Source organism: Rahnella sp. GSA61A (genome assembly GCF_019969905.1).
In the GTDB taxonomy this organism is placed as follows: domain Bacteria; phylum Pseudomonadota; class Gammaproteobacteria; order Enterobacterales; family Enterobacteriaceae; genus Rahnella; species Rahnella aceris.
In genome coordinates this window covers 23,129-44,052 of the sequence record NZ_JAHXYO010000014.1, presented here as the reverse complement: position 1 = coordinate 44,052, position 20,924 = coordinate 23,129, and the positions used below count along the sequence as shown (strand labels likewise).

General features: G+C 47.4%; 22 protein-coding genes. 2 read left to right on the top strand and 20 right to left on the bottom strand.

The annotated features are described in order from the left end of the window. Positions 1-2 precede the first annotated feature (2 nt). From LC431_RS17415 to LC431_RS17370, 10 genes are all read right to left on the bottom strand, one after another. Positions 3-1,049, bottom strand: a complete 1,047-nt coding sequence (locus LC431_RS17415) for a type II secretion system F family protein (RefSeq protein ID WP_013577223.1) — start codon at positions 1,047-1,049, stop codon at positions 3-5. Beyond that, complete coding sequence (locus LC431_RS17410) at positions 1,033-2,562, bottom strand: ATPase, T2SS/T4P/T4SS family (RefSeq protein WP_013577222.1); 1,530 nt, start codon at positions 2,560-2,562, stop codon at positions 1,033-1,035. Before LC431_RS17410 ends, LC431_RS17415 begins: the two co-directional genes overlap by 17 nt. Continuing rightward, positions 2,559-3,062 (bottom strand): hypothetical protein, encoded by a 504-nt coding sequence (locus tag LC431_RS17405; RefSeq protein WP_153376092.1) that lies wholly within the window; start codon positions 3,060-3,062, stop codon positions 2,559-2,561. Before LC431_RS17405 ends, LC431_RS17410 begins: the two co-directional genes overlap by 4 nt. Next, positions 3,044-3,892, bottom strand: a complete 849-nt coding sequence (locus LC431_RS17400) for a hypothetical protein (protein ID WP_153376090.1) — start codon at positions 3,890-3,892, stop codon at positions 3,044-3,046. Before LC431_RS17400 ends, LC431_RS17405 begins: the two co-directional genes overlap by 19 nt. A gap of 4 nt (positions 3,893-3,896) precedes the next feature. After that, positions 3,897-4,334, bottom strand: coding sequence for a pilus assembly protein (locus tag LC431_RS17395; RefSeq protein WP_223510128.1), 438 nt, complete (start codon positions 4,332-4,334; stop codon positions 3,897-3,899). A 138-nt stretch (positions 4,335-4,472) separates the two neighbouring features. Then, on the bottom strand, positions 4,473-5,921 hold the full coding sequence (locus tag LC431_RS17390) for a type II and III secretion system protein (protein ID WP_013577218.1): 1,449 nt from the start codon (positions 5,919-5,921) through the stop codon (positions 4,473-4,475). 23 nt (positions 5,922-5,944) lie between these two features. Continuing rightward, a complete protein-coding gene (locus tag LC431_RS17385) occupies positions 5,945-6,385 on the bottom strand; it encodes a TcpQ domain-containing protein (protein ID WP_223510127.1) in 441 nt (146 codons plus the stop codon). A 58-nt stretch (positions 6,386-6,443) separates the two neighbouring features. Beyond that, positions 6,444-8,111, bottom strand: a complete 1,668-nt coding sequence (locus LC431_RS17380) for a Tfp pilus assembly protein FimT/FimU (protein ID WP_153376086.1) — start codon at positions 8,109-8,111, stop codon at positions 6,444-6,446. 95 nt (positions 8,112-8,206) lie between these two features. Further along, positions 8,207-8,905 (bottom strand): prepilin-type N-terminal cleavage/methylation domain-containing protein, encoded by a 699-nt coding sequence (locus tag LC431_RS17375; protein WP_013577215.1) that lies wholly within the window; start codon positions 8,903-8,905, stop codon positions 8,207-8,209. A 598-nt stretch (positions 8,906-9,503) separates the two neighbouring features. Further along, entirely contained in the window at positions 9,504-10,208 is a 705-nt protein-coding gene (locus LC431_RS17370) for a pirin family protein (RefSeq protein WP_015690510.1), read from the bottom strand. A gap of 110 nt (positions 10,209-10,318) precedes the next feature. Between LC431_RS17370 and LC431_RS17365 the strand changes: the two genes are divergently transcribed. Next, on the top strand, positions 10,319-11,224 hold the full coding sequence (locus LC431_RS17365) for a LysR family transcriptional regulator (RefSeq protein WP_013577213.1): 906 nt from the start codon (positions 10,319-10,321) through the stop codon (positions 11,222-11,224). A gap of 41 nt (positions 11,225-11,265) precedes the next feature. Here the strand turns inward: LC431_RS17365 and LC431_RS17360 are convergent, their stop codons facing one another. From LC431_RS17360 to LC431_RS17315, 10 genes are all read right to left on the bottom strand, one after another. Beyond that, a complete protein-coding gene (locus tag LC431_RS17360) occupies positions 11,266-12,249 on the bottom strand; it encodes a glutathione S-transferase family protein (RefSeq protein WP_131638404.1) in 984 nt (327 codons plus the stop codon). A gap of 174 nt (positions 12,250-12,423) precedes the next feature. Continuing rightward, the gene (locus LC431_RS17355; protein ID WP_013577211.1) at positions 12,424-12,816 is read right to left on the bottom strand and encodes a DoxX family protein; all 393 of its coding nucleotides are present in this window, start codon (positions 12,814-12,816) and stop codon (positions 12,424-12,426) included. Between the two features lie 240 nt (positions 12,817-13,056). Beyond that, positions 13,057-13,341, bottom strand: a complete 285-nt coding sequence (locus tag LC431_RS17350) for a YqjK-like family protein (RefSeq protein ID WP_015690508.1) — start codon at positions 13,339-13,341, stop codon at positions 13,057-13,059. Continuing rightward, positions 13,338-13,745, bottom strand: a complete 408-nt coding sequence (locus tag LC431_RS17345; protein ID WP_013577209.1) for a phage holin family protein — start codon at positions 13,743-13,745, stop codon at positions 13,338-13,340. The genes LC431_RS17350 and LC431_RS17345 overlap by 4 nt, the downstream gene beginning before the upstream one ends. Before the next feature lie 2 nt (positions 13,746-13,747). Then, the gene (locus tag LC431_RS17340; protein WP_013577208.1) at positions 13,748-14,050 is read right to left on the bottom strand and encodes a YqjD family protein; all 303 of its coding nucleotides are present in this window, start codon (positions 14,048-14,050) and stop codon (positions 13,748-13,750) included. A gap of 147 nt (positions 14,051-14,197) precedes the next feature. Beyond that, positions 14,198-14,575 (bottom strand): DUF1090 domain-containing protein, encoded by a 378-nt coding sequence (locus LC431_RS17335; protein WP_112151103.1) that lies wholly within the window; start codon positions 14,573-14,575, stop codon positions 14,198-14,200. Positions 14,576-14,707: 132 nt separating this feature from the next. After that, on the bottom strand, positions 14,708-15,091 hold the full coding sequence (mzrA, locus tag LC431_RS17330; RefSeq protein WP_013577206.1) for an EnvZ/OmpR regulon moderator MzrA: 384 nt from the start codon (positions 15,089-15,091) through the stop codon (positions 14,708-14,710). Beyond that, on the bottom strand, positions 15,091-15,771 hold the full coding sequence (locus LC431_RS17325; protein ID WP_013577205.1) for a DedA family protein: 681 nt from the start codon (positions 15,769-15,771) through the stop codon (positions 15,091-15,093). Before LC431_RS17325 ends, mzrA begins: the two co-directional genes overlap by 1 nt. 383 nt (positions 15,772-16,154) lie before the next feature. Continuing rightward, positions 16,155-16,931: a transcriptional regulator ExuR gene (gene exuR / locus LC431_RS17320; protein WP_013577204.1), complete on the bottom strand. Its 777-nt coding sequence runs from the start codon at positions 16,929-16,931 to the stop codon at positions 16,155-16,157. Between the two features lie 190 nt (positions 16,932-17,121). Next, positions 17,122-18,414: an MFS transporter gene (locus tag LC431_RS17315; protein ID WP_013577203.1), complete on the bottom strand. Its 1,293-nt coding sequence runs from the start codon at positions 18,412-18,414 to the stop codon at positions 17,122-17,124. Positions 18,415-19,383: 969 nt separating this feature from the next. On the opposite strand from LC431_RS17315, the gene uxaC reads away from it, so the two are divergent. Next, complete coding sequence (gene uxaC, locus LC431_RS17310) at positions 19,384-20,796, top strand: glucuronate isomerase (RefSeq protein ID WP_112197450.1); 1,413 nt, start codon at positions 19,384-19,386, stop codon at positions 20,794-20,796. The last annotated feature ends 128 nt before the right edge of the window (positions 20,797-20,924 follow it).

The window sequence follows — 20,924 nt, the reverse complement described above, 5'->3', positions numbered from 1 at the left end:
CTTTAAAAAGAACCACTTGCGCCCATTTTCCCTAATGTATCCGAAAGGGCGAACAGTGCTGCGAAAACCCAAATCACACAGCCACCCAGTACAAGTGTCGAAAGTGATTTCAATAGCCCGGCTAGTTTTTTAATATATTCCTGAACATGTTCTCTGGACTTCGCTGAAACAGAACTAAGCACCTCATTAAATGAAGGTAATTCTGCATACAAGCTAATGTTAAGCAGCGTTTCAGGACCGAATAATCCTGTATTCAATGCATCCCCGTAACCCAGCCCAATAGCCATTTTCTCGCGCATGCCATTGATATGATGCTTCAGCCATCTGTTAGAGTTTAAGAGGATAATGGCGAGTCCGTCATTTAAAGGAATGCCATTTTTTAACATCAACGCAAGGTTGTTTATAAATATCGAGGCGACAATTTGTTTATAGGTCGAAAAGGGAAGGATCCGATCCAGAAATTTATTTCTGAACTGACCGCTAAAGTTGGAAATAATCGTCTTAATGAAAAAGACTGTCACCGTAATAACAATCAGTATATAAATCCACAGGCCGGCCACCAATGCTTTCCCGAAGGTATATAATGATTGTGTCACGCCAGGCCATTTGTTGACGGGAACGACACTTTCGAAAGCCGGGAAAACTTTCATCGAATATCCTGCGATGACAATAAGAGAAAGAATCATCATAATCACCGGGAAAAGCACGGCGGAAATAAGTTTGCTTTTCAACTCACTGTTATAGTTTATGACATTGACGAGCGTCATAAAGCCATCAGCCAGACTGCCGCTCTGCTCGGCCGCGTGAATAACGCTAAGTTCACTTTGGGGAACCAGACCATCAAACATAACGGCAATGGAGGCACCTTTAAGACCTGCCTTCATATTATTGGTTAACACGGAAATATTCTTCGCAAAACCCGGGCCTAACAGGCTTTTACCCTCGAGCTGAAGTTTGAGCAGGGAATCGTAAAGGGGCAGGTCTGTTCTGATCATGTCAGCACAGAACTTATAAAGAAAAAGCCGCTGTTTCTTACCGAACTTTGCCATGGATAATCTCCGAGTTGTCTTTATCTACATCGCCAAATTCCATACTGAACCAGGTAGCACAAACCCGACCACGAAGTACTTCCGCAAATACCTTTTCTTTTATTTCAAATCCCTCACTCAGACCCGGTGACGAGATGCGTTTTTTTCGCCATAAGGTGTAAACCTGTAACCACTCTTGTTTAGATATTGCGGCGAGTTCATCATATGTGGGTCGCATATATTCCATGACAAGTTGCCTGCCGCTTATACCGGTATGCTTACATTTTTCACACCCCCTTTCGTTTTGCTCGTAGAGGGTCATCAATTTCTCACCAAATGTGATTTCGACAGAATGATGGCAATGAGGACAAATAACAGGGACAAGTTTTTGACACTGCAATCCGGCAATAAAGCCCGGTGTGGAGAGTTTATCGCTGGTGATGCCCATGGCGGATAAGCGCTGTAGCAGGGAGACAATATTCCCTGCATGAACAGTCGTAAAACAGTAGTGACCGCTTTCAACTGCGCCGGCGAGGGCATTCGCGGAGATAGAGTCGCGGATTTCGCCCACCATCAGAACATCAGGATCGCGGCGTAATGCGGATTTGATAGCAGAATGGAAACCGCCACCTTCAACACTGACCACTGAGCTTTGTTTTGCTCCAAATATCTGATATTCGACAGGATCTTCTACAGTAAGAAAACAGCCTTTATTTCCATAACGGTTAACCTGCAGCCACTCCATCAGGTTCTTCAGAGTGGTGGATTTTCCTGAACCAGTGGTGCCCGCAATAAAATATGCCCCATAGGGATTACTGAGGATCTTTTTCAGATCTTCTAATTCTTCTTCCGATATACCGAGTTTATTGAGATTAGCGACGGCTCCTTTAGAGAGTCCTGATGGGATAATACGTAATACAGCATGAAAACAATCGTTCGTTTCACCAAAAATGGGAAAGTGGGCGTAGCGGAAACGAAAACTTAATCCGTTAAGCGTATAGAGAATATTGGCGCTTTGCGGAATAGTACGGTTCCAGGTGGTATCACGGGTGCTGGCTTGTACGTTGTACAGGACGAATACCAGCTCATCGCATTTGCTGGCAGGCATCTGCATCATTGGTAGCAGCATGCCATTTACCCTGACCTCAAGCTGCGCAAGAATATCATTGCGGGTGATATGAAGGTCACTGGCCCCCATATCAACGGCTTCAATCAATATGGCTTCAAGTTCCTTCTGCGTTTCACTAATATCCAGTGCAACACGGCTCTGTTTCTGCAAAGAAACAAGTTCATAAATTTTGAAATAAACGGCTTCTGTGACGCCCCCGATTCCGACAATCTTGTGACGATGGATGTCGTTCATTTTGCGAACTTCATATTGAAGAATATGCAGCTCTTCAATTAAAGAACGTTGAGAAACGAGATACTCCTGCGTGCCCAAACGGGCGAGCAACATGCGATCCTCAATTTCAGCAAAAGTCCATTCGCCGCTGTGTATGGAATCGTCCGTAAGTCGTATGAAATCCAGGATCACCGGGAGACTTCCTGAACAAATGACTGACGTCCGTTATTGCCCTGATGGACGGCATAACGTTTACCGTTGGCTAAGAAAATCTCTCCGATACGGACAAATACGATTTTTGTGCCCACGGAGACGGCTGCCTGTGTGATGCCAGCAATCTGCGACAGCATCATTATTTTCGGTTCGACAAGAGGGGCTTGTGAAGCCGGTTTAGCTTCTTTATCGTCAGATTCGCCACCCATGTTGCTCATCATTGGCACCTGAGTCAGTTCCGAGGCTTCACTTTTTATCTTTGCCATTTCCAGCCGCAACTTAGCGAGCGTCAGCTGTTGTGAAAGCTCACGCTGGGCCTGATTAAAAGCCACGTCATCTTCCATCAATCTGGAGATATGCTGCTGAATTGGAGCCGGGACTTCCCCGACAGGATCGCTGGTGGTTTTAACGTCATCAGCGAAACTGCCAGAAGAAAACAAAACAATCAGAGCTGTTAACATTAATTTCCGATTTTGCATACCATGACTCCTGAAATTTTATTATCTTTAACGCTATCGATTTTTTGAATAATAAACGCGTCCCCGAATGCTTGTCTTTCTAAAATACTGGCGACGTACAATACATCTATGCCATTTTTAGACGTTTTGGGTATTTCCATTTCCCAGTTCATCGTGTTAAGTCCGTAGTATTTACCTCTCCCTTTTTTGGCTATTTTATTTTCGTTCGTCTGCACAGGCGAACCAGGAAGGGAGACTATTTTTAATGTTTGCTGGATACCCGATATCGAGTTATAAGAATAAAGATAGTTTAATAAATCCCCGCAGAATGGCGCAGTAATATCTGCTTTGTTTTTATAGGCACTCAGTAACGGGTTATCACTCAGGCCTGATTGAATCCCCGAGAAATTAACCGCGTCATCTGAGAAAATCGCTGTATAATTTTCACCCCAAAAGTTTTTCTGCGCTATATTAAATACATTGCCTTTATTCAGCTGATAACTAAATGAGCAGTTCTGTGGATCACAAACAAATGTTTCATTTGTATAATTGAATTCGGCCAGGATGTTTTGACTTTTTGAAATCTCAGACGCCAGTTTGGTGAATTGCGTGATGCTCCCACCCGTTAACGATTTCAAATAGTACTTTTCGACAGTTTTTATATCATTCGCTAATTGCTGTTCCTCACGACGTCTGACGTCCTCCTTCACCTGTGCTGGTTTATAGGCATAGAAATACCAGACGGTCACTCCGCCAGCAACAAGCAACAAGAGAACGACAACCGCAATCGCAACTTTAATGTTTCTGGAAAGCGGCTGAGAGTTTTTCTGTAATTTAAGTCCTTTTATCATATTGTTACCCGGAAATTATGCTATACAGAAATATTGAAGAACAAATAACAAGAAGGGCTACACCACCGGCCACACCTGTCCAGAATATTCGCTGCTTTTTTCTATAAATGAGTTGATTTTCTTTGCATGACTCAGCGATACAGTCTAACTGTGCAGGCGTTATTTCCGAGACGCGCAAACGTGAATATTTTGATTCAGGTAAAGACGACAATATTTCTCCAAAAAATGTCTCAGTGATAACGCAGTCACTTCCACTAATGATGATGCCGTCCATAATGATCAACAAATAAACTTTTTCGTCGCCCGCCATAAAGTGATAAAGGCCATCTCCGTAAAGTTTTCTGAGATGAACAGCAAAAGATTCACAACCCGGCGCTGTCTTTATGGAATAGCCAACGAGCTCGTTTGTCGTTATGTCATCCTGAACACGGTAAACATACATACGATGACTCCGACGTATATTTACCATCCATCGCATATATCCGGCGTCCATATTTTCATGGTTTGAGGAGTCCCAAATTAACCCCGTCAATATATTGTTACGCGACAACGTATTTAACATGATGTCCGTCTCCAATCGTTAACGGTTCAAAGGTGCCCGGTAATAGTCAATACCCACCACCATGACGACAGTATTTTCATTGTCAGCAGTACTTTGACCATAACCTAACATCTGGTATTCCTTGTCTTTGCTTAATTCATTTAGTTCATATTTTGCAACCATCAGTAAACTACCAGGGTTCACTGCTGTTGAATTAAACATTTCAGTTGTCGTGACATTGGGTAACTGAACCGTATCAAACACATCTATAGAGTTTAACTGGCTCTTGGTAAATCCACTGGTGACTTCGACACGACCATCGGTCATGACACGCGGAGTAATAATAAAGCTGGTGCCGGTAATGATTTCAGCGGTTTCGATCTCGACATCCTCGTCTCCGCTGTCTTTATTCACCGTGCGGGTACGGCCTGAGACGTAGTGCTGAGAATTAGTCATGTTGAGAGGAATGGGGGTGTTATTGCGTGTCACAAACGAACCACTTTGCAGCACCTTACTCCCGGTAAGTGAATACAGGGCATTTAGCTTCGCATCGATACTCAGTGCACGATCAGCGCCGCCAGCGACAGTCATACCGCCCCCTAACATATCCATCATTGACGTATCAATGACGACGCTGCTGCCCCCATCTATGTAAGACATATTCAGGCCAGCACCGTACTCTTCCAATTTCTCTTTATTAAGAGTGAAAATTTTGTATGTGACGACAAATTGCCGGTTATTATCGTCCTGATATTTTTTTAAGACGTCGCTCAGGACTTTATACTCTGACGGACGCCCGGTAAGCGTAACAATGGAGGCATCTTTAAAAATACTGTACATGCCGCTTGAAACATACTTCTCTGCCATGTCTTCGACATCATCCCAGAATGATGATTCGAATTTGGTTTCAGACTTTCCTTCCAGTCCGCCGTTACTGACTGCATCATTAGATAAGTCCAGACTGGCCTCGAACTTATTGTTCTCACCATAAAAATCAAGCTTAATAGCATAGACACTATAAGCATCGATTTTAAGAATATTATTCTCATCCAGATTGGCTTTTACATCGTACAGCGCGGAAATGTAACGCATGAACTCTTCAAAGGTTCCGGTGAAATTGATGCTGTGCGGCTCGATGCTGACTTTGCCGGCATCAGTTCCTTTCTGGCCAGGAATAGCCAAATTCATTCTGTGGCTAACCCCGGTTTGCGCCAGCAATACATCCAGAACGGTATTCAGGTCTGTAGGTTCATAAGAATTTATGGTGACTTTTTTAGCCAGTAAAATCTGACGCGTAGAACTGTAGTCTACTTTCGTGCCTAAATAAGCCGTGTCATATTTCACATAGGGCTTAACCTTCATTTCATCCGCAGACGTCGCGCCAGGTATAGCGTCTTTCACATTGCTACGTGAAAATTGTTTGTTGAAACTTTCTGCGCAACCTTGCAAGAGAAGAAACGCTATCATTAATCCAATTTTGGTTTTCATATCCCTATCCCGAAATAATTCCGTTACATATCATCAATAAGTAATACGTGATTCTTCTGATAATTTTTAATAATCAACCCGTAGTTTTCAGAAGAAAATAGCTTTCCTAACTCTGCCAGAACTTCATCGTCATTGTTTCCCACGAGGGAAATATGACTATAAATTAAGTAATCATTTTTGCTTTGCCAGAGCAGTTTATAACCCGCCTGTTCTGCCCATGTTTTAATTCCCTGACTTAACAGTTCACCACTGTTCAGTGTCAGCGTGACACTCACCGTTGCCGGAGTCAGAACAGAGATACTATCCCCACCAGAGAAAGGATTTCGCGGTGCGTCAGCCGGTTTACTTACAGGGGGAACCGAAGATGAATGTGATAAACTGCCATCTGCATTCACTGTCGCGTACGCACATTGTCCAAGGGCTATGAATAAAATCGTTATGCATCCCGCTATTTTAAATTTCATTTTCCTTCATCCTGAAAATTGTTAAAAACCTATTTTTAAATCATATATCAATGTTGAATTAATCCGGTGGCATGGGTACATGAGCATCCAGTTCAGGTTGCTTTATTGAACTACACCATGAGGTCAGTACAACGGAAAGTGAACTCGGATTAATAACGCTAACACCTTGCCCCGTCACATTGTCAAAAACACCGCTGGTTGCACTGATCACCCAGTAATCGCCGTTGGCATCATCTTTAATAAGATTCACTTGCACGGCGACGCCACTTAAATGATCTAATACACCTGTAGTGGTTCTCCGGTTATTTTCACTATTGGAAAAGTCGGTGAAGTCTCCACCGTCTTCATCTTCGCCTTCTGATGTTTCCAGCTTACCCACATCAGCCGCTATAGAAGAAATGGCGGCAGCCATTCTTGGGTAAAGCTGTCGCGGCACTTTCTGCGGGTCAGCGGGAGCGGGCGGAGCCAGAGGGCAAGTTTGTACGGGAAGCTTGATGTGGCCTGGTTCATCAGTGACTTTTTTATTGTAATTCTCCGGGTCATTAACAATGACATCATTGGTACCGGTGTCCTTTTTATTGCCAAAGGATTGGTAGGAAACCACTGGACTGGTCATTAATGCGACGACATTCCCTTTTTCCGGGTCAAATGCCTCACCTTCGAAAATGACATTGGCCATCAATGTACCTGTGACAATCTGATTATTCGCATTTTTAGCCGTCAGATGCATCACACCCTCATCCTGATTGCGTCCTGAGCCGTTTTCAACTTCAAGACAGTGAGTCATCATATTTTCTTTATAATTCCAGCACAGTTTATTTACACCGACTGAGCCGTCCGGCTTGACGTTTTTCCCCACGCCCGCCTTGAAACTGAAACGGACACCCAACTGCGCGATATTTTGATTCATATCGTCCAGATACGAAGCCATGCTTCCAAACGGAATAGCACTATCCGTGGCCTTGGCATTATTTGTTTTTAACAACTTCCAGCCGGTACCAAAGTTTGTGGCTTGTGTATTTTTTTCATCGTTACGATAGAGATAGTCGGCCTGAATGAACGTCAGATCGTAATGGGAAAATGCCTTGCTAAAGGCGGTGGCATAATTTTCGATGGAAAATTTATCAACATCACTTTTTCCATTACGTCCTGGATGAAAACTGATGAAAAAATCGACCTGATCAATCGCCCGCGAGTTATCCGGGCCGATCAGATCGACACGTTCGAGCACCAGATATTTATCCTGACTGTCCGGAGGTTGCTTACAGGGTAAGTCCTCCGTATTGAATTCGTCATCTGCAACTTTCTGATTAGTTGAGCTGTAGCAGCGGTGACTGGTGAAATAACCTCGTGCCTGAGTATTGTCCCATTTAATGTAATCATTCTTATCACTCGGTTCTTCATTTGGCTTATTATTAAAACGCGTGGCGTAAGCTTTTCCTTTTTCATCGGAAGTTAAAATGTCAGGGTTATAGAGAGGGTTAACGATAAAATCTAATTCACCATCCGCATCGACATCGGTGGTTAGTTGAATGTTATCTTTATTTACAAACTGTAAAAAGCCATGAATTTCACCTGCAAGTATATTGGTCAGATTTTCCCTTGCAACTGATTCGATTTGTTTTTTCTTATACAGGGAGAATGAGGTGAATACGACACCCATAATGCCCATGACGATAATCATTTCCAATAAGGTAAACCCTTTACTGTTTCTTACCCCTGGCATACACATTCTCATCATTTCAACGTCATCGAAAATGAGCCTGCAACAATAATCGCGGCAGGCTCCTGTTTTAATAAAGGATAGTTTTAACGCTTTACTTATTTACTGCCTAACACCAGCGCGTTGTCTGAACCGACGGAGCTATCACAAAAACCAGTGCCAACAATGGTTTCTGGAGTTAATTTGTCTTCAGTCAGCGTCTTAAGAATCGGCGCTGTAGCTGTGCCTGATAATGACGTTGGCGCCGATGCTAAATCTCCACCTGCAGCAACTTGCGCGGAAGCAACATAGTCCCATTGCCCGCCAATTTGAGATGCAATATTACGACAATCTTCTGTATCAAGACCATTAATAACAAGGTAGAAACCTTTCATCTTCGTATCAGCAGTCGCGTACTTAACACCACCCAATTCGAACGGGTCGTTTGATATACCATTGAAAGCTTCTCCAACGGAAATTTTACCCATTTTAACCAGAGTCGAAATGATTGAGCCTGTTGTATCGGTTGCACTACCGATATCCGATTTAGTCAGTGACGCTGCAGACGCAGTAGCCGGATATTCAGCGCTGTCTTTATAAGCTTCTGTTGTCCCCACACGGACTGAGTTAGTATTATCGGCTAATTCACTGATATCCTGTGCTGTGAAGGCACGGTTTGCCAACACAACTACACCCGCTGCAATAATACCGATAATGCCCAGAACGATGATGATCTCCAGTAAGGTAACACCACGCTGTTTTTTAAGTTCCTGATACTGATTTGCTTTACGCTTTAATGCAGTAATTGCATTTTTCATACCTTAATCCTTAGGCTTGAAATAAATTTTATAAATCACGTAGTAATACGATCCCGCTGGAATAGAGCAAGATTCTTATAAATAAGAAATATATAGACTAACGTCTTAATGTTGTTACTAACGTTTTAAAGGCAGTAGTTCATGGCCATTCCCTTTATAAAAAATCAATCCCATTAACCAGCGCCGGAAATCATAGAGCAAAAAAAAGAATGCGTATAGATAATAAATCGGATCAAACGAATTAAATGTTATTCATATGAACTATTAGGGGGTGTTAATAATAAGATCATTTTGATGAATATTATATATATAGTCATTGCCTGACTTCTAAATATAAATTTTAGTGATCATTCCGGGTTGGCTTTCACATGAGGAAAAGGTGTTTTTTGTACAGTGTTATCAATTGGATAGAAGGTTTTTTATTCCTTTTCTCTATCCATTTTTTCGAGTGAGCCTGTCGGGTAATGGCTGCTGTCAGATAGCTCATTTATTACGTATTTCCGTAACTCTTTTTATGGAATAATGTCATTCGAGCATTTAAAAAATGCCGGACAGGTTGCCCTGCGCGGCGTTTTATTTTCTTCGTATTCCTCAAAATTCATACCGGCATATCAATTAATAGTGCGCGTAACGGTGTAATGGCAGAAACCGTCAGGCTGTTTTCCTGATGGATAAACGCGCCATCGCCACAGGCTAGTTTTTGTAGCTCGCGGCTGACCGAACCCTGCGCATCAATTTGACCGTGAATTGATTGCAGATAGGCGCGCGGTCCGCGAACCGGCAATGTTATTGCTTCACCCGCCGCCAGTGTCAGTTGATGGATCCACACGTTTTGCCGCAGTTGCAGGCTGCCCTTTTCCCCGTCTGGTGAGGCCAGCAGGAAATGCGTCGCCTCCGGCAGTACCATTTTCTGCGTTAACGGATTCTCGTGTTCAGGACAGGCATCCAGCCACAGTTGCATTCGCGTCAGGGGCTGGGTGGTGCTGGTGTTCAGTTCGCTGTAACTGACATTCGCCTGCGTCGACAGCAACGCAGCTTCACCGGCGCTGACCTGCATGCTGTTGCCTTCGCTGTCGCGGTATTCCGCCGAACCCTGCAACACCAGATTCAGCACATCCACGCGCGGATACGTGCGCGGCTGGAAACTGGCGCCGGGTGACAGCACTTCCTGATTCAGGACGCGCAGGGAAGCGTAGCCCATCAGCTTGGGATCAAAGTAATGGCCGAAGGAAAATGTATACCGTGCCTGGAGCCAGCCAAAGTCAGCGGTACCGCACTCTTTTGCCGTTCTGCTGGTAATCATGGCGGTCGCCTCTCTTAAAAATTTCGATGTATAAATGGTAAGCGTCTGGACGTGTGATTGTTAGCCAGTTAATCTGGTCGCTATATTCAAATTTCCTGAAAGAGAAGAGAATGGCTAAGGATCGCGCACTCACACTGGAAGCATTACGGGTCATGGATGCGATTGACCGCAGGGGGAGTTTCGCCGCTGCCGCTGATGAGCTGGGCCGCGTCCCGTCGGCATTGAGCTACACCATGCAGAAACTTGAAGAAGAGCTGGATGTGGTGTTATTTGACCGTTCAGGTCATCGGACAAAATTCACCAATGTTGGCCGGATGTTGCTCGAACGTGGACGAGTATTGCTGGAAGCCGCAGATAAACTGACAGTGGATGCCGAAGCACTGGCCCGCGGTTGGGAAACGCACATCACCATCGTGTGTGAAGCGTTATCGCCCGCTGCGCAGTTGTTCCCGCTGATTGAAAAGCTGGCGCTGAAAGCCAATACGCAGGTGTCCCTGTTAACCGAAGTGCTGGCCGGTGCGTGGGAACGTCTCGAGCAAGGCCGGGCGGATATTGTGATCGCGCCGGATATGCACTTCCGCTCTTCCACCGAAATTAACAGCCGCAAGCTGTATAAGCTGGCCAGCATATACGTGGCTGCGCCGGATCACCCGATCCATCTTGAAGCGGAGCCGCTGTCTGACGTTAGCCGGGTTAAATACCGCGGGATTGCCGTGGCGGATACCGCCCGTGAGCGCCCGGTATTAACCGTTCAGTTGCTGGATAAACAGCAGCGTCTGACGGTCAGTACCATCGAAGAGAAGCGTAAAGCCTTGCTGGCGGGATTGGGCGTGGCGACGATGCCTTATCCGATGGTCGAGAAAGATATCGAGGAAGGGCGATTGCGGGTGGTGAGCGCGGAATATAACCGTGAAATCGACATTATTATGGCGTGGCGCCGTGACAGCATGGGCGAGGCAAAAGCCTGGTTCCTGCGTGAAATCCCTAAGCTGCTGGCTACGCGGGACGTGAAGTAATGTGTCCTTCCCCGTGTGAAAGGGGAAGGAGCCGAACGAAATCAAAAACGGCTATCGCGGCCGTGCTCAGAGTCTAAATCCTGCGCCGGTCCGGTGGAAATAATCCCGTAAGGATTGATGGTCGCGTGGCTGCGGAAATAGTGATTACGGATGTGCGCGAAATTCACCGTGTCGCGAATCCCCGGCATCTGGTAGATATCGCGCAGGAAACCGTACAGATTCGGGTAGTCGCTGATGCGGTAGCGATCGCATTTAAAGTGTGTGACATAGACGGGATCAAAACGCACCAGCGTGGTCCACAAACGCAGATCCGCCTCGGTCAGCTGATTGCCGGTCAGATAGCGATGTTTGCCCAGTAATTCCTCGGCACGTTCCAGTGCCGCAAAAACACCGTCAACCGCTTCATCGTAGGCTTCCTGAGATGTCGCAAAACCCGCCTTATACACCCCATTATTGATTTGCGGATACACCCACTCATTAATCTCATCAATCTCTGAACGCAACGCCTCGGGATAATAATCCCCGGCTTTGGCACCCACGGCATCAAACGCGCTGTTGAACATGCGGATGATATCGGCGGATTCATTGCTGACGATGGTCTGCTGCTTTTTATCCCACAGGATTGGCACGGTGACGCGGCCGGTGTAATCGTTCTGCGCGCGCAGATAGATTTCATAGGCGTAATTCAGATGATACAAATCATCACCGGTCGCGGCCGGGAAATCGGTGCCGAACGTCCAGCCGTGTTCCAGCATCAGCGGGTGCACGACAGACACCGGGATAATGTCTTCCAGCCCTTTCAGCGTACGCATCAGTAAGGTGCGGTGCGCCCACGGGCAGGCCAGCGAAACATACAGATGATAACGGTCGCGTTCTGCGGTAAAGCCGCCAACGCCGTGTTCGCCCGGCGTCCCATCAGGCGTTATCCAGTTACGAAACTGCGCTGCTGAACGTTTGAAATGACCGCCGGTCGACTTGGTGTCGTACCAGGTGTCCTGCCAAACGCCATTCACTAGTTGTCCCATTTTTCCTCCTTCCCCCTCATCCTTCGAGCCGCCGTGATGCAACCCGAATGATTTAGGGGAGATTTACAGATAAGTAATAAAAAAGGGCGAGGTGATAAATCACATCGCCCTGCAGGTCTGACTTATTGTCTTATTTAATTATAGCGTGGTTGCTGCTCCCTGGTGCCGGGGCAATTACCAGTTTTTCTTGATCAGGCGGTCGATGCTGAATGCGCCAGGGCCGGAAGCAAACAGGACGAAGAATCCACCCGCGATAGACAGGTTTTTCATGAACATCATCTGGTTCACGCCCTGTGCAAAATCAGTGTGGAAGATCAGCGCCGTCAGGATAGTGAAGATGGCGGTGATCAGCGCGGTGGTACGGGTAAAGAAGCCGAACAAGATTGCCAGACCGCCGCCAAACTCTAACAAGATAGTCAGTGGCAGGAAGAAGCTTGGCACGCCCATGGAAGCCATGTAACCCGCAGTCGCGGTGTAACCGTTAATTTTGCCCCAACCTGCAACAATAAACAGAATAGGCATCAGAATACGTGCAACCAGTAAAGCTGTGTCGTGTAACTTGTTCATCTTCGACTCCGAAAGTGGTGCGCCCAAATTGAGCTAAAAGTGTTACCGGTCCGGTCGGAAAATATTTTCTGCCGTTACCGCATCAGTTGATGACGAGATAATAAGTCGGATGAATAAGTTATGTTAGCAAGTAAATCTGTCTGAATGGTTCAAATAAATTGAACAGCCACCGTATTGTTATTCAAAAAGAAAAGGGCTGATTGTTTTTCAATCAGCCCTTTTTGCAGGATGGGTATCACGCTATTTGTTGCCGATGGTCTTGCGAAACAGACGTACCGTTCCCCAGATACCGAAAGCGCGCCGGGACCAGCGAACTACTGCACTGGGATGACGGATACCGTAAACAGCCAGCAGGCTTGAGCCTACGACCAGATATTTACGCATATCCACAAGTTTTATCCAGTAGTGATCCACTTTCGCGGTGGCATCCAGCCAGTCAGAACCGGCCTGAGAAAGCTCGCCGCGCTGACGCTCAATTTTGCGCAGCAACCTGACTTTTTCGATAGCACGGTTCGGAATGCTCATAGCTCGTCATCCTTTTCCAGCAGAGCGCGATCGACGTCCAGTTGCTTACGGGTGAGGCTAAGCAGTGTTGATCGTTTGGCTTTCGCCAGTGTCATCGCGCCAAGGATCACCGCCAGAAGCAGCAACACGCCGGTCGTTGTTGCTATCGCCGTAAGACGATAGGCCGGGTCAATGGCCCAGAATAAAACAACCAGCAAACTCATAAGACCAAAGGCAGTAAAGATCAGGGTAATACCGGCCATAAGCAGTAATTGGAAAATATTGGCCTTTTCCTCTTCCAGCTCAACCACAGCCAGCCGGACACGCGTTTCCACAATGCTCACCACCACGGTGGCAATGCGGGAAACGATGTCAAACAGGCCCTTACCCGGCCCTTGTGGCGAAGGTTTGATCGATTCAGCCATAATCAGCGGCGGGCTAACAGAACGCCAATCACAACACCGACCGCGGCACCAATACCGACGCCCGTCCAGGGTTTTTCATGCACGTAATCGTCAGCTTTACCGGCGATTTCTTTGGTCTGATAGGCAATCTTGTCACCTGTATCACTCAGACGCTCGCGGGTATCTTTGAGCAGGGACTCTGCTTTACCACGCAGTTTATCGAGTTCAGCTTTCGGCTTATCGGTAGAGGTCTGGAGAACTTCTTCCAGAGTATCCGCCAATGACTTGAGTTCAGCGCGCAGTTGTTCTGATGTATTACTAGCCATGTGTAAGTCACTCCATACGTTAACTGATTCGAACTTTTAACATAGCGGATATTCGGGTTATCGCAAATGCGAATTGTCTGTTTCAAAAGGCAAGATCGCTGTAAACCCGCTATGGCGTGAGGCAAAATCTGTCAGTCTGAAAAGCGATTAATGGCCTTCAGCCTCTTTCAGTTCAGACTTCGCTTCTTCCAGTTTTTGCTGTTTCTTGATGATTTTTTCGTGGTCGCCATTAGCCTGAACCTCTTTCAACTCTTGCTCACGTTCGGCAACTTTTTCACGTTTCTCTTCAACACGTTTCTGATTTTCTGCTTTCAGACCTGCATCGGTACAGTGCGCTTTATTTTCACGTAACGCTTTCTCCAGACCGTCAACGCGGTTCTGGTTTTTATGCGCCCGCGCTTCGTCGATCTGTTTCTGGATTTCCTGTTGTTTAGTCACGCAACTTTCCGGCTGAGGTGCGGCAAAAGCGGCAGTGGTAAACAGCAATGCAGGAACAAGAGTGAGGGCAGATAAAGTGATTTTCATCATCGGTTTTCCTTTTGACGTTTAAGCGAATGTGCACTTAATTCCATTTGTTGATGAGTTTTATGAATGCTAGCGTCTAAATTATATTACCGCTGAATATGTGGTGATATGAGACAAATCCTGCGCATGGTCTTATCCGAACTTAAGACGCTCACGATCCAGTTTCGCCCCCCAGGCCGTGGCGTGTTGAGGTTCGTAGTACTGGATAACGAATCCGGCAGGCAAAATGTCCTGCAATACGGTCTCCGCCAGTTTGCGTTGTGAGGCGGTGTCGAGTTGTACCACCAAAGCATCATTGAGCGGCGTAATGCTTTTGATGTGAATACCGCGCTGGCTCAGCCTCTGATAGACATAAAAACCATCGGGTAAGGCGACGCCCGCTCTGGCAGGACGGATTTGCAGCGCACTGGTCGGTGCCGGAAGACGGGATACCGCCAGCCCGATCATAGTCGCCGCCGCCAGCAGCATGAGCAGCAGAGGCCAGATAAATGAACGTTTGAGTAATCTTCGGTTCATTATGCGTTCTTGCCTTTATTTTGACGGTCAGCGTGTTTTTTGCGCCACAGCACGACAATCGAACCGATCAGGCCGCCGACCAGCAGCAAAACAGGGAGCAGCATCAGGCAGTTCATCACCTGATCTTCATATTTCAGGAACAGCGGGGTTTTACCGAGAAAATACCCCAGCGAGGTCAGGATCAGGATCCACAACAATCCGCTCACCCAGTTGAAAAACTGGAAACGGCTATTGTTCAGGCCTGAAAGTCCGGCAATTGTTGGCAGCAGGGTGCGGACAAAGGCCAGAAAACGACCGACTAACAAGGCGGAAAGACCGTGCTTATGGAAAAGCGCGTGTGCACGTTCATGATAATGCACGGGTAAATGCGCCAGCCAGCTTTGTACTATCCGGGTGTTGCCCAGCCATTTTCCCTGGGCGTAACTCAGCCAGCAACCGAGGCTGGCTGCGGTGGTCAGCAGGAAAATGGTTAAAGGGAAATTCATGGCATCTTTGGCGATCAAAACGCCAACAAGGATCAGCAGGCTGTCGCCCGGCAAAAAAGCCGCAGGCAACAAACCGTTTTCCAGAAAAATAATCATGAATAAAATCAGATACAACGCCCAGACTAATTGGGGATTAGCCAGGGTTTTATAATCTTGTTGCCAGAGGGCATCGATAAGCGAACTGATAATTTCCATCGGTGTTGTAAAACTCCATCATTTTCAGTGGGTCAGCGAAAGACATCAGCGGAGAATTTGTCTCGACGCTGCCTGTTTTGCTGATAAGGTCGCCTCTTCCCTGGCGGGCTTTCTGGTCATGAGTTTTTCGGGGATTTACGCGTCTCCGGGCCTGTTTCACTCGGCATGGACGGGTAAAAAAAGTGGTCTAACTGTAACAAAATAACAATAACTCAGACAGGTAAATATAGCGCGTTGAGACTGATCATTTAAGTCTGAAGCACGTTATGGAAAAGGGTTTTACATTGGCTGACACTACTCGACAGTGCCTGACAGGATTGGCGGGGGCAAAGCAGAGGCACGAAAAAGGCAGGTTGGGAGAATAAACCTGCCTTAAGGGGAATTTATTTAGAATTGAGTACCGGCGGGTCGAGATGAACTACCGGGTTTTCTGAATAAAGATAACGGTCTACGTTAAACTCGAAATCATCGCTGGTCGCGCGGAAAAGCATTTGTTTGGTGTTTTCCAGATGCTGCCACATTGCCAGTTTGGCGGCGTGGGGATCACGGCGGATCAGCGCTTTTAAAATCAGATCGTGTTCTTCACACCAGCTCTCAATGGACTTCTCATCAATGTGCTCATGCAGTTTGCGCCAGTAAGGGTTATGCAAACGCTGGCTCCACATCTTCTCAACGATGGTCGCCAGCGCACTGTTTTGCGTGGCCTGTGCGACCTGCACATGGAATTTTAAATCCCATTCTGAATCGCGGAAGCGGTCTTCCTGGCGGGCATGCTCCTGAATTTCCATCAGACGCATGATGTCCTGCTTGGTGACTTGTGTGGCGGCGAATTCAGCGATGTTACTTTCAATCAGCTGACGTGCCTGTAACAGCTCAAACGGACCGGCAGTGCCAAACTCGCTGCCACAATCGGGCACAACAAGGTGGCGCTGCTGATTTGACATCACATGAATTCCCGACCCTTTACGGACTTCCACATAACCTTCAACTTCCAGCATGATAATCGCTTCACGCACGACCGTGCGACTGACATCCATTTCATCTGAAATCAGACGTTCAGCGGGCAGCTTTTCGCCAACCGGATACAAGCCTGTTTCGATGCGTTCCTTGAGCGTGGCAGCCAGTTGTTGATATAGGCGTCTGGTGTCTGTGGATTCCATATGAGTGCTCTTTAAAGTAGTGAAACCTGTAAGAAATGAGTGTCGGACAGACCTGTGAACTTATTATACAAGTGCCAGTATACGTTTTACGAAAGTTTGATGCACCGTGCATCGGACAGAAAGGCATGGGAGAAATGTCAGAAAAATGCAAAGCCCGGTAAAGAGAGTTACCGGGCTGACGAACAGACGTTTAGGCTTTTGCGGTTTTCAGCGGAGCCGGGACAGGTTCTACTGCAGAACGGTTCTGCAGGACTGTCCAGATAATGATGGCGCCGAGCAGATCGAACACGGCAAGGGCGGCGAACAGCGGGCTGAAACCGATGGTATCGGCCAGCGCCCCGACCACCAGTGCAAACATGGTACTTGCCATCCAGGCCGCCATACCGGTCAGACCGTTGGCGGTAGCCACTTCGTTACGACCGAACACATCAGATGACAGAGTGATCAGCGCTCCGGACAGTGACTGGTGAGCAAAACCACCGACACATAACAAAGCAATAGCGGCGTAAGGGCTGGTGAACAAACCGATCATGCCAGGGCCAATCATCAGAACCGCCCCCATGGTGACAACCATTTTACGGGAAACGATCAGATTAACTTTGAAGTACTTCTGGAATAACGGTGGCAGATAGCCGCCCAGGATACAGCCGAGGTCGGCAAACAGCATCGGCATCCAGGCAAACATCGCGATTTCTTTCAGATTGAAACCATACACTTTGAACATGAACAGCGGGATCCAGGCGTTGAATGTTCCCCAGGCGGGTTCAGCCAGGAAACGTGGCAGCGCGATGCCCCAGAACTGACGGTTACGCAGGATCTGCCAGGCAGACATTTTCTTGCCGTTGTTGGTCTGATGCTGTGCTTCCTGACCTTCCAGAATGTAGGTGCGTTCTTCAGCGCTGAGTTTCTTCTGATCTTTAGGGTGCTTATAGAACACCAGCCAGCTCAGTGCCCAGATCAGGCTCAGTACGCCGGTAATGATGAAGGCCAGTTGCCAGCTATGCATCACGATGCACCAGACGACCAGCGGAGGCGCAATCATGCCGCCAATAGATGAACCCACGTTGAAGTAACCGACGGCAATAGAACGTTCTTTTGCCGGAAACCATTCGCTGCTGGCTTTGAGGCCGGCAGGGATCATGGCCGCTTCTGCCATACCGACCGCACCGCGGGCGATGGCCAGGCCACCCCAGCTACTTGCCAGCGCTGTCGCCATACAGAAGATGGCCCACATAATAGCGAACATCGCGTAACCGACTTTGGTGCCCATGACGTCGAGAACGTAACCGGCGACCGGCTGCATCAGGGTGTAGCAGGCGGAATAGGCGGCGATAATATAGGAATATTGCTGTGTGGTGATGTTTAACTGGCTCATCAGCGTTGGCGCTGCAGCCGCAATGGCGTTACGTGTCAAATAACCTAATACAGTGCCGCAGGTGACGAGTGCGATCATGTACCAGCGTAACCCTTTAATCTTACCCATTTAACTCTCTCCCAGTAAATAATCCGGCGATGACAACATCAGGCTGTCAGGGCGTATTTCGCACCACCTGAACAAGCGTGGGGGTTCTGGCTTTCCTTAAAGTGTTTTCGGGAACGTTGCCGCCAGATGATTTCACTGGGAGCTGCCCGTGTTATTACGCACTGCGTTATTGTTATCTGTGCGTAAGGGTCCGATGAACGTCCTGAACACCAGAATTACTGCTTCGCCATGGGGCTGACTGCACCCGGGAAGTGTTTTGCCCGGAAACAGCGAAAGGACGTGGCAGGTAATCTCTGACGCTCTTGTCCGGGCGATGCAAAGATAACTTGTCATACAGATTTAAAATTTGAATGACATCACAAAACCACATTTATATTGTGTGGTTACTTAACTTTTTTAACTCCACGGTTATTTACTTGATTTTACAATGAAAACTGTATTTTGATTGATCCGGTTCACACTTTTCTGTCAATGCTTAACAATGACAGCCTGAAAAATGAAACGTAATTGGTGTGACAACTTCACGAAATGATCACATTTATCGTGAACAGTTAATGAACACTGTTATCTGGTAAAAATTGACCGATGCAGGCCGCCTGAAGGGCAAATGGATTACATAAGCCCTGCTGGCGTGGGAAGAGGATAATGAGGCCGAAGCCCGGTTGAATGTCCGCAAGCCGGCGCGCACTTTTTAGGTTTTGTCACATTTGGTACGAAATAACTTGTCATACAGATTTAAAGTTTGAGTGACATCACAAAATGACACTCTAATTGTGAGGATAATAAGCACCAGCAGCTGATGACGCTAAAGTCATTATTTTACAGAGAATTAGTTTGTTTTTTTGGAATGAAATCAGTCATTTTAATGGCTTTGGTGCATTAAAAAGTACTGGACGATAGCTTAAATTGGTGTGATAACTTTGCACCATTGAGTGACAACTCTACAGAATTCATGATGAGGAACCTAAGATGGCGCAGTTTTTAACGGAAGACTTCCTTCTCGACACAGAATTCGCACGTCGCCTGTATCACGACTACGCGAAAGATGAGCCAATTTTTGACTACCACTGCCATTTGCCACCTGAGCTGATTGCGCAGGATTATAAATTCAAAAACCTGTATGACATTTGGCTGAAAGGCGATCACTACAAATGGCGCGCGATGCGTACCAACGGTGTCCCTGAGCGGATGTGTACCGGCGATGCCAGCGACCGCGAAAAATTTGACGCCTGGGCTGCAACGGTTCCCCACACGATCGGTAACCCGCTGTACCACTGGACGCACCTTGAGCTGCGCCGTCCGTTTGGCATCACCGGTAAACTGCTTTCCCCGTCTACCGCTGGCGAAATCTGGGAGCGCGGTAATGAATTGCTGGCGCAGGATGCATTCTCTGCCCGCGGCATCATGAAACAGATGAACGTGAAAATGGTCGGCACTACCGATGACCCGATTGATTCTCTGGAACATCATAAAGCGGTGGCACAAGACTCCGGCTTTGATGTCAAAGTGCTGCCAAGCTGGCGCCCGGATAAAGCCTTCAACATTGAAGCGGCAACCTTCGTCGATTACATGAAGAAACTCGAAGCCGCGGCGGATGTCTCCATTACCCGTTTCAGCGATCTGCGTGATGCCCTGAAAAAACGTATGGATCACTTTGCGGCGCACGGCTGCAAAGTGTCAGACCACGCGCTGGATGTAGTGGTTTACGGCGAAGCGGATGATGCGACGCTGGACGGCATTCTGTCCCGTCGTCTGAGCGGTGAAACGCCAACTGCGCAAGAAATTGCTCAGTTCAAAACCGGCGTTCTGCTGTATCTGGCTTCTGAATATCAACGTCGTGAATGGGTACAGCAGTATCACATTGGCGCGCTGCGTAATAACAACACCCGTATGTTCCAGCTGATTGGCGCAGACGTTGGTTTCGACTCCATTAACGACCAGCCACTGGCCGAGCCGCTGTCCAAATTGCTGGGCGCGCAAGGTCTGGCCGGTGGCCTGCCAAAAACCATTCTGTACTGCCTGAACCCGCGTGATAACGAAGTGATCGGCACCATGGTCGGTAATTTCCAGGGTGAAGGGATGCCGGGCAAAATGCAGTTCGGTTCCGGCTGGTGGTTTAACGACCAGAAAGACGGCATGCAACGTCAGATGACACAGCTCGCCAACCTCGGCTTACTCAGCCGTTTCGTCGGCATGCTGACTGACAGCCGCAGTTTCCTGTCCTATACGCGTCATGAATATTTCCGTCGCATTCTGTGCCAGATGATTGGTCGCTGGGTGGAAGAGGGCGAAGCACCGGCAGACATCGAACTGCTGGGCAGCATGGTGAAAAACATCTGCTTCGATAACGCGAAACAGTATTTCCAGATTGAACTGAACTGATCGGCTTGAACTGAGTAGCACGACGGAGCGCAGGTTCCTGCGCTCCTGAAATAAACATTGAAATAACAAACAACTATCCCAACAGATAACGACGGCCATAGGGCAATTTTCCCGCCCTCAAAGACCGG

Excerpts from the sequence above, each read along its gene's own strand:
- LC431_RS17390 (WP_013577218.1), bottom strand. The coding sequence starts at position 5,921 with ATGAAAACCAAAATTGGATTAATGATAGCGTTTCTTCTCTTGCAAGGT.
- LC431_RS17315 (WP_013577203.1), bottom strand. The coding sequence starts at position 18,414 with ATGGGTAAGATTAAAGGGTTACGCTGGTACATGATCGCACTCGTCACC.
- LC431_RS17375 (WP_013577215.1), bottom strand. The coding sequence starts at position 8,905 with ATGAAAAATGCAATTACTGCATTAAAGCGTAAAGCAAATCAGTATCAG.
- exuR (WP_013577204.1), bottom strand. The coding sequence starts at position 16,931 with ATGGAATCCACAGACACCAGACGCCTATATCAACAACTGGCTGCCACG.
- LC431_RS17335 (WP_112151103.1), bottom strand. The coding sequence starts at position 14,575 with ATGAAAATCACTTTATCTGCCCTCACTCTTGTTCCTGCATTGCTGTTT.
- uxaC (WP_112197450.1), top strand. The coding sequence starts at position 19,384 with ATGGCGCAGTTTTTAACGGAAGACTTCCTTCTCGACACAGAATTCGCA.
- LC431_RS17380 (WP_153376086.1), bottom strand. The coding sequence starts at position 8,111 with ATGCCAGGGGTAAGAAACAGTAAAGGGTTTACCTTATTGGAAATGATT.
- LC431_RS17340 (WP_013577208.1), bottom strand. The coding sequence starts at position 14,050 with ATGGCTAGTAATACATCAGAACAACTGCGCGCTGAACTCAAGTCATTG.
- LC431_RS17395 (WP_223510128.1), bottom strand. The coding sequence starts at position 4,334 with ATGTATGTTTACCGTGTTCAGGATGACATAACGACAAACGAGCTCGTT.
- mzrA (WP_013577206.1), bottom strand. The coding sequence starts at position 15,091 with ATGAACCGAAGATTACTCAAACGTTCATTTATCTGGCCTCTGCTGCTC.
- LC431_RS17370 (WP_015690510.1), bottom strand. The coding sequence starts at position 10,208 with ATGATTACCAGCAGAACGGCAAAAGAGTGCGGTACCGCTGACTTTGGC.
- LC431_RS17415 (WP_013577223.1), bottom strand. The coding sequence starts at position 1,049 with ATGGCAAAGTTCGGTAAGAAACAGCGGCTTTTTCTTTATAAGTTCTGT.
- LC431_RS17345 (WP_013577209.1), bottom strand. The coding sequence starts at position 13,745 with ATGGCTGAATCGATCAAACCTTCGCCACAAGGGCCGGGTAAGGGCCTG.
- LC431_RS17405 (WP_153376092.1), bottom strand. The coding sequence starts at position 3,062 with ATGCAAAATCGGAAATTAATGTTAACAGCTCTGATTGTTTTGTTTTCT.
- LC431_RS17325 (WP_013577205.1), bottom strand. The coding sequence starts at position 15,771 with ATGGAAATTATCAGTTCGCTTATCGATGCCCTCTGGCAACAAGATTAT.
- LC431_RS17355 (WP_013577211.1), bottom strand. The coding sequence starts at position 12,816 with ATGAACAAGTTACACGACACAGCTTTACTGGTTGCACGTATTCTGATG.
- LC431_RS17400 (WP_153376090.1), bottom strand. The coding sequence starts at position 3,892 with ATGATAAAAGGACTTAAATTACAGAAAAACTCTCAGCCGCTTTCCAGA.
- LC431_RS17365 (WP_013577213.1), top strand. The coding sequence starts at position 10,319 with ATGGCTAAGGATCGCGCACTCACACTGGAAGCATTACGGGTCATGGAT.
- LC431_RS17385 (WP_223510127.1), bottom strand. The coding sequence starts at position 6,385 with ATGAAATTTAAAATAGCGGGATGCATAACGATTTTATTCATAGCCCTT.
- LC431_RS17350 (WP_015690508.1), bottom strand. The coding sequence starts at position 13,341 with ATGAGCATTCCGAACCGTGCTATCGAAAAAGTCAGGTTGCTGCGCAAA.
- LC431_RS17360 (WP_131638404.1), bottom strand. The coding sequence starts at position 12,249 with ATGGGACAACTAGTGAATGGCGTTTGGCAGGACACCTGGTACGACACC.